We start from the raw sequence: 7,514 nt of genomic DNA on the forward strand, positions 1-7,514 counted from the left end.
GTCAACGCCGCCGATCGACGACGCGCTCGCGCGATTCGACGCCGAAATGGCGGCGCTCGACGCCCAACTGGCGCGGCTCGGGGTCACCGCGCCGGCCGATTGACGTCACGCCGGCCAATGTTGGTCGAGCAGCCGCCCCAATTCGGCCTCCGCCTCGGCGCGCGACGCGCCGTCCTGCGGGAGCAAGGTCAGCGTCAGCGCCTTGCGCGTGCGGCGATCGATGCGCAGCACCGGGCGACCGCTGGTCGCGCCCAGCAAGGCGTCCGATCCTGACTTCTTGGGGGATCCTGACTTCTTGGGGGCGTCCGCCGCCTTGGTCAGCTGGCGGATCACGTCGCTCGCCGCGCTCGGCACCGCATCGCCCGCCGCACGTGCCGCGCCGAGGCGATCGGCCTCGGCAATGACTCGCGCCATCCGCTCCGCCGGCTTGAACAAGGGCTTGAGCTGCGTGACATGCTTGATGCGCAGATCGTGCGGCGAGACGAACGCGCCGATGATCACATCGGGCAGTCGCGCGAGATCGAGATAGCGGCTGAGCCAGCTCGGCGTGACGTGCAGCCGCTCGGCCATATCCTGCTGCCGGCCGCCATAATAGCTGCCGAGCGCGCGGAGATAGTCGCGCGCGCGCTCGTAATCCGAAATATCCTCGCGCGCGCGATTCTCGATGTCCGAGAGGCGGAATGCCTCCTCGTCGGTGAGATCGCGGATCTCGACCAGCAGGCGGAATTCGGGATAATTGTTGTTGCGCAGCCAGCTGATCGACCAATGCCGCCGCGCGCCCGAAATCACCTCGAATTGATAATCGGGATCGTCATGCACCCGGCGGACCAGCGCGGGTACCTCCTGCTTGCCCTGCGCCTTGAGGCTTTCGATCAGATCGCGGCAACGCTCTTCGCTGAGCGCGGCATAATCGCGATTATGGCCTTCCCACATGCGGCATTTCGCCGGATCGACCAGCTCGACGACGCGGTTGACCACCGAGCCGGTCGCGAGCTCGGCAAGCCGGTTCTCGCGCCCGGCGAGCACCCCCATGCCGAGCCGCGTCGGTCGTTTCGGCTGCTCGGGCGCGCCGTCGATCGCGCCGGCGAGATCCGCCGCGAACCTGCTGTTGTTCCTGCTCATCGCCTGCCTCTCCCAGCGAAAATTGCACCGGTGCAATTCGGATTGTTCATGCCAGCCCCTCACGCCGCAAACGCGCGTCGTGGCTTGGCCACATCGAGCGAATATCTATTTCAATCTCGGCATTTACGCCGTCGAGATAGGTCAGGCAGCGCTCGCGCACCGAACGGCTGGTGGTCGGCCCGTCAAGCTCGTAGACCGTCATCAGCCGCGCGCTGGCATTGTCGATCTCGGCCGAATCCTTGAGCGGGGTGCGCACCAGCGCGTGGCCGTAAAGCTGGCCCATCAGCCCCATCAATTCGCGCTGCATCGACTTGTTCTCGTCGACCTTCGACGCGACGAAGCGCAGGAAGGCGAGATCGGTTTCGAGCCCGTGCTCCTGGAGCACCTGCATCGTCTCGTCAAGCATCGCGAGGAACGCCGCGGTGGAGGAGAAATCCATCACCGTCGGCGGCACCGGGACGACGAGCGCGTTGGCGGCACGCAGCACCGACAGCGAGATCGCGCCGAGCGCGGGCGGCGGATCGATCACCACCACGTCATAGCGCTCGGACACCGAGGCGATGCCCTGCTGGAGCCGATCGAGCAACGCCCCCTGCCCGCGCGCCATCCGCGCCGCAATCTCATATTCGGACTGGAACAGCCGGAGGTTGGCCGGGATCAGATCGAGCCCGTCGAAATGCGTCCGTCGGATCGCATATTCGAGGCTGCGCCGCTCATCCTCGCGGAGAAAGGGATAAAGCGTCTCCGATTCGTCGAGATCGAGATCGGGGACATAGCCGAACAAGGTCGTCGCCGAAGCCTGGCTGTCGCAATCGATCAGCAACACGCGATAGCCACGGATCGCGAGATATTGTGCGAGATGCACCGATACCGTCGACTTGCCGACCCCGCCCTTGAAATTCTGCACCGCGACCACCGCGCACGGATCGTCGGGGCTGCGCCACGGCCGCGTCCCGAACACCCCGCGCATGTCGTTGAGCTGCGCCAGGGTGTAGCCGATGCGGCGGTTGGTTTCGGTGCGGTCGGCGATCGGCAGCCGGCCGTCCTTTTCCGCCTCGCGGATCGCCGCGGAGGAGCGCCCGACGAGATCGGCCGCGCGACTGATCGTGAACAACGGTTCGCGCCGGTCGTCGGCGCGCTTCGACTGCGCGCCGTCACGCAATCGTTCGAGAATTGACGAGCAACGCTCGGCGAGTGCACTCACCTGCGTGCGATCGGCATGTCCGGCCCTGCGGAGTACGGTCGCCATAGCGCTCCCTTTCACTAGTCGCGCTGTGGATGCCCGATTTGCACTTTTTCGTCAACGCAAGATCGATTTGTGCAAATCGCCGGTCGCTATGATCCTGACCGCAAGCAACCTGTCTTTTCGGGGGCGGTTTTGGTGCAAATTGCACCGGTGCAATTCAGCTCGCAGGGCCGCGGCGCGCGGCATAGCTTTCACAGAAGCCGCGCCAGCTCTGCACCAGCTTCGATCCGCTCAGCCGCGCCAGCCGGTCGCCCATCGACTGGCGATAGGCATCGGCGATCACGTCGACATCCCAGCCCCCGCCCGACCGCCGCCCGATCTCGAGCAATTCGGCTTCACCATAATGCAGCGAGCCGGTGGGAAAGCTCGTCACCTTCACCTCGTCGCGCGGACGTGACGGGGCGAGCCGCTCGGCGGTACGCGAGACAAGTGCCTTCACCGCCGCCGGGGGCGCCGCGACCGCCATCTCCTCGACCGTTTCCTCGCGACGCGCGCGGCGCCCGGCCGAATGCCGCTCGAGTTCCTCGACCGTGCCGACCTGCGCCGGCGCATCCTTCGCCTCGAAGCGGAATTCGAGCTCGACCACCGCCCGGCCCTGGCGGACCTCCTTCCACTCGACGCGGAAATGCGCGAGCTGGTCGATCTCGGCCTTGGCGGTCTGCAGCACCTTGCGGCGCAATTGCGCGAAATCCTTGTAGACGTCGGGCGCGATCCCCAGCGCGGCGCGCAACGCCGCCATATCGCAGCGCCACACTTTCAGCCGGCGGTGGATGCGGAGCGCCCCGACCTCGTAAAGCTTGAGCGCATAGCTCGATCGGAAACCGAGCACCGCCTGACGGTTGAGCACCGCATAGGTTTCCGATTCCTGGATCAGCCGCCGCGCGTCCGGGGTGAACTCCCACTCGATCCAGCCCGCCTCGACGCCTTCCTCGTCCTCGACCTCCTCGCGCGACATCTGGATCAGCGGGAAGCGCTTGGTCGCCTTTTTGCCGCGCCAGCTGCGGTCGTCCTCGGCGAACAAGGTGCGGTGAAGCTCCTCGAGCATGTCGACGATCCGCTCATTGCCCTTGTGGCCACGGCGGATATCGGCCTTGCGCATGCGATGCGGCATCTCGCGCCACGCGTCGCCGCCCGCCGCGAGGATCATCAGCGCAAGCAAGCGCGACGCGGTAAGGCTGAGCGACTGGCCGCGGACGAACCGCACCTCGACCAGCTTGCCGGGCTTGACGAATTCTTCGGTGCGGCGCGCGGCCAGCGCCGAGGCAACGCGCATCGCGCGACCCGCCGAGCCTTGATCCGCGACCTCATCGGGATCAAGACCAGGATCACGGTCGATCGGTTGCACGGATTCGGCCATTATCCCACCTATTCGGCGGTCTGGCTGCCTGACCTGACCTGTGAAGTCAAGTCAGGACAGGAAAGGAGGCGCCCGATATCCCCCAGGAGGTCAGGATAGAATCGGGTGCACCGGCACCGCTCATGCAACGCCCCCAAAAAGTCAGGATAGCCCCATCCGGTCAGGCCGATGCCCCCGAATCGTCAGGACCCCGCCCCCAGCAGGTCAGGATACCTCCCCCACGGGGTCAGGAAGGGCGCTCGCGAATCGCGGATTCGCGCGGGGTTGGCTGTCCCCGAATCTGAATCTCTTGAATCCTGAATCGACCGCTGCTCGCGCAGCGGCGTTGTAAATTGCTTGAGATATTGAAAGAGGGGCAACGGGAGAGGGCGGAGAAAAAGCCATGCCGATCGATCGACCCGAAGCCGCACCGGACGCTTTCGCCGCTGCCTGGAACGCGCACGACATGGCGATGCTCGCCGCGCTGTTCGACGAAGACGCGACCTTCGTGAACCGATTCGGCCATTATGTTCGCGGCGTCGATGCGATCATCGCGCTGCATCGGCCGATCCATGACACGATCTACAGCGATTCGACGCTGACCAACGAACTGATCGATGTCGTGCCGATCGGCGAGCGGCATGCGATCGTTCATTTCTGGAGCCGGCTCGCGGCGGGCGCCGCGCATCCCGCCGGACCGCATCTGGTCGATACCTTATTGCAGACGGTGCTGGCGCGCGGGGAGGGGGGCTGGCTGATCCGCGCCGCGGAGAATGTCACGCTGACGAATCCTCGAACCGGCGAGCCGACGCTCCGGCAGGATAGATGATGGCCGAACACGCGATCGTCGCGCCGGCGCGCACACCGCTCGATCCGGGCTTCGCCGCCGCGCTCGCGCAGCGATTCGGCACCGAATGTTCGTTCGCGGAGGCGATTTGCCGTCAGCACGGGCAAAGCGAAACGCATTTCCCGGAAACCCTGCCCGATGCGGTGGTGTTCGCGCGGTCGACCGCCGATGTCGTCGACCTCGTCCGGCTCTGCGTGGCGCATCGCGTACCGGTCGTGCCTTATGGCGCGGGGACCTCGATCGAGGGCAATGCGCTTCCGGTGCGTGGCGGGGTGAGCGTCGATCTGTCGAAGATGGACCGCATCCTTGCGGTCAACGCCGAGGATTTCGACTGCACGGTCGAGGCCGGAGTCCGCCGCGAGGAACTCAACGCCTATCTGCGCGATACCGGGCTGTTCTTCCCGATCGACCCCGGCGCCAATGCGACGATCGGCGGGATGGCCGCGACCCGCGCGAGTGGGACCAATGCGGTGCGCTACGGCACGATGCGCGAGGCGGTGCTCGCGCTCACCGTGGTGACCGCGAATGGCGAGGTGATCCGCACCGCGCGCCGCGCGCGCAAATCGGCCGCCGGCTATGATCTCACCCGGCTGTTCGTCGGCGCGGAGGGCACGCTGGGCGTGATCACCGAGGTTGCGCTGCGGCTCCACCCGATTCCCGAGACGATCAGCGCGGCGGTGTGCGGCTTCGCGTCGCTGCAGGGCGCGGTCGATGCCGTCGTGCAGGCGATCCAATCGGGGGTGCCGCTGGCGCGGGTCGAGCTTCTCGACGACCGGCAGATCGTGGCGGTCAATGCCTGGACGAAGCTCGATCTGCCCGAAGTGACGACCTTATTCTTCGAATTCCACGGCTCGCCCGCCGGGGTCGAGGAGCAGATCGCGACGGTGGCCGCGCTTGCCGCGGCGAACGGCGGGGGCGATTTCGCCTTTTCGAACCGGTCGGAGGAGCGCGCGCGGCTGTGGAAGGCGCGGCACGAGGCTTATTATGCCGCGCTCAACCAGCGGCCCGGCGCGATCGGCTGGTCGACCGACGTGTGCGTGCCGATCAGCCGGCTGCCCGCGTGCATCCTGGAGACCAAGCGCGATCTCGAAAGCTGCTCGGTGCCGGCGACGATCCTCGGGCATGTCGGTGACGGCAATTTCCATGTGATCTTCGCGCTCGATCCCGCCGCGCCGGACGAATTCGCCGAAGTCTCGGCGATCAACGCGCGGCTGATCGAGCGCGCGCTGGCGATGGACGGCACTTGCACCGGCGAACACGGCATCGGGATCGGCAAACAGCCCTGGCTCGAGGCCGAACTGGGCGATGCGGTCGATGTGATGCGGCTGGTGAAGCGCGCGCTCGATCCGCACGATCTGATGAATCCGGGGAAGATCTTCACCTTGTAGTTCCGCCCGCGAAGGAGTGCCTATGACCACGCTGCCGCTCGTCGATCCCGAATTGCGTGCCTTGCTCGATGCTTGGCCGACGGTTCCGGTCACCGCCGAGATGCTGGGGGCGATGCGCGAGCGGATATTGCCGGCGCCGCCGGTGCCCGACACCGATACCTTGGCCGAGCGGGTGACCGTGCCCGGCCCGGCCGGGGCGCCCGAGATCGCCTTGTCCATCTATCGCCCGGCGAGGCCCGCCGGGCCGCGCGGGTGCCTCTATCATATTCACGGCGGCGGCTATGTGGTCGGCAAGGCGGGCGATCTCGAATTCTTTCACCGCCCGCTCGCCGAAACGCTCGATTGCGTGATCGTGTCGGTCGATTATCGGCTCGCGCCGGAGACCCCGCATCCCGGGCCGATCGAGGATTGCTACGCCGGGCTCGCCTGGCTGTTCGCCAATAGCGCGCGGCTCGGGGTCGATCCGGCACGGATCGGGGTGATCGGGGAAAGCGCCGGGGGCGGGCTCGCGGCGGCGCTGGCGCTGCTCGCGCGCGATCGCGGCGAATATTGCCTTTCTTTCCAGCATCTTACCTATCCGATGCTCGATGATCGCACCTGCATTCGCCCGCCGCATCGCCACGCCGGGGAGTTCATCTGGCCGCCCGCCAGCAATCATTTCGGCTGGTCCGCCTTATTGGGGCACGCGCCGGGGCGCGACGACGTATCGCCTTATGCCGCGGCGGCGCGCGCGACCGATCTCGCCGATCTGCCGCCGACCTATCTGATGACCGGTGCGCTCGATCTCTTCGTCGACGAGAATATCGATTATGCGCGGCGGCTGGTCGCGGCGGGGGTGCCGACCGAATTCCATCTCTATCCCGGCGCGTTCCACGGCTTCGATCTCGCGCCCGATGCGGCGGTGGCGCAACAGGCGCGGGCCGACCGGCTGGCGGCGCTGCGCCGCGCTTTGGCGCCGGCCAGGGCATGACCGTCGCGGCAGCCGGGGCCGACGCCTTCGCACCGGCCCCGACACCCCCGGCCAGCGCCTAATGCTGATAGGCGCGGCGCGTATAGTTGAGCGTCACCGGGGTGGCCTGGAAGAAAACGAAGTTCAGCGGCACGCTCGCGCTCGCCTGAATGTCGATATAGGCGCTGCCGGCATTGGTGCCGTGGGTGATCGTCGGCCCGGTAACCGTGGCACGGCCGAGCAGGAATTGCGTCGCCTGGATCCGGCCGATGATCGCCGCGTCGCTCGGGGTGGGGTAGATGGTGGCATAACGCGCACCCTCGTCGATCGAGCTTTCGAGCCCGGCCTTGGCGCCGAACAGCAGCCCGAGCTGGATGATGATGAACGCCAGCATCAGGAAAATCGGCGCGGCGACCGCGAATTCGATGATCGCGGTGCCGCGGCGGTCGTCCGCAAACGTCTGCCGCCGGCGCGTCACTGGAGCCGCACCGACGAAAAGGCACTGAGCGGGATGCTGCCCTGCCCGAAGGGCAATGAGAAGGGCAGGGCGTAGGTGGCGCTGATCTGCACCGACACATAGCGCCCGACCTGCTGGCTGGCGTCGCAGGTCGTCGCGTCGTCGCGCT

General features: G+C 66.8%; 7 protein-coding genes. 3 read left to right on the forward strand and 4 right to left on the reverse strand.

The genetic code is table 11. The features are described 5' to 3' along the window. Positions 1-105 precede the first annotated feature (105 nt). The 3 genes from BGN95_RS16225 to BGN95_RS16235 all read right to left on the reverse strand — a co-directional run bounded on the left by BGN95_RS16225 (position 106) and on the right by BGN95_RS16235 (position 3,641). The gene (locus BGN95_RS16225; RefSeq protein WP_286773322.1) at positions 106-1,122 is read right to left on the reverse strand and encodes a ParB/RepB/Spo0J family partition protein; all 1,017 of its coding nucleotides are present in this window, start codon (positions 1,120-1,122) and stop codon (positions 106-108) included. Positions 1,123-1,168: 46 nt separating this feature from the next. Further along, a complete protein-coding gene (locus BGN95_RS16230) occupies positions 1,169-2,371 on the reverse strand; it encodes an AAA family ATPase (protein ID WP_265311741.1) in 1,203 nt (400 codons plus the stop codon). Positions 2,372-2,525: 154 nt separating this feature from the next. Then, positions 2,526-3,641, reverse strand: coding sequence for a replication initiation protein (locus tag BGN95_RS16235; RefSeq protein ID WP_286773323.1), 1,116 nt, complete (start codon positions 3,639-3,641; stop codon positions 2,526-2,528). A gap of 466 nt (positions 3,642-4,107) precedes the next feature. Here BGN95_RS16235 and BGN95_RS16240 point away from each other — a divergent pair, with 466 nt between their 5' ends. From BGN95_RS16240 to BGN95_RS16250, 3 genes are read left to right on the forward strand one after another with little or no spacing between them, the layout of a single operon-like run. Beyond that, positions 4,108-4,533 (forward strand): SgcJ/EcaC family oxidoreductase, encoded by a 426-nt coding sequence (locus BGN95_RS16240; RefSeq protein WP_286773324.1) that lies wholly within the window; start codon positions 4,108-4,110, stop codon positions 4,531-4,533. Further along, the gene (locus tag BGN95_RS16245) at positions 4,533-5,939 is read left to right on the forward strand and encodes an FAD-binding oxidoreductase (RefSeq protein WP_286773325.1); all 1,407 of its coding nucleotides are present in this window, start codon (positions 4,533-4,535) and stop codon (positions 5,937-5,939) included. Before BGN95_RS16240 ends, BGN95_RS16245 begins: the two co-directional genes overlap by 1 nt. Before the next feature lie 22 nt (positions 5,940-5,961). Next, the gene (locus BGN95_RS16250) at positions 5,962-6,909 is read left to right on the forward strand and encodes an alpha/beta hydrolase (protein WP_286773326.1); all 948 of its coding nucleotides are present in this window, start codon (positions 5,962-5,964) and stop codon (positions 6,907-6,909) included. A gap of 58 nt (positions 6,910-6,967) precedes the next feature. On the opposite strand, the gene BGN95_RS16255 is transcribed toward BGN95_RS16250, so the two are convergent. Further along, the gene (locus BGN95_RS16255) at positions 6,968-7,366 is read right to left on the reverse strand and encodes a TadE/TadG family type IV pilus assembly protein (protein ID WP_286773327.1); all 399 of its coding nucleotides are present in this window, start codon (positions 7,364-7,366) and stop codon (positions 6,968-6,970) included. Positions 7,367-7,514 lie beyond the last annotated feature (148 nt).

It is taken from the genome of Sphingomonas sp. 66-10 (assembly GCF_001897045.1).
Lineage (GTDB): Bacteria > Pseudomonadota > Alphaproteobacteria > Sphingomonadales > Sphingomonadaceae > Sphingomonas > Sphingomonas lycopersici.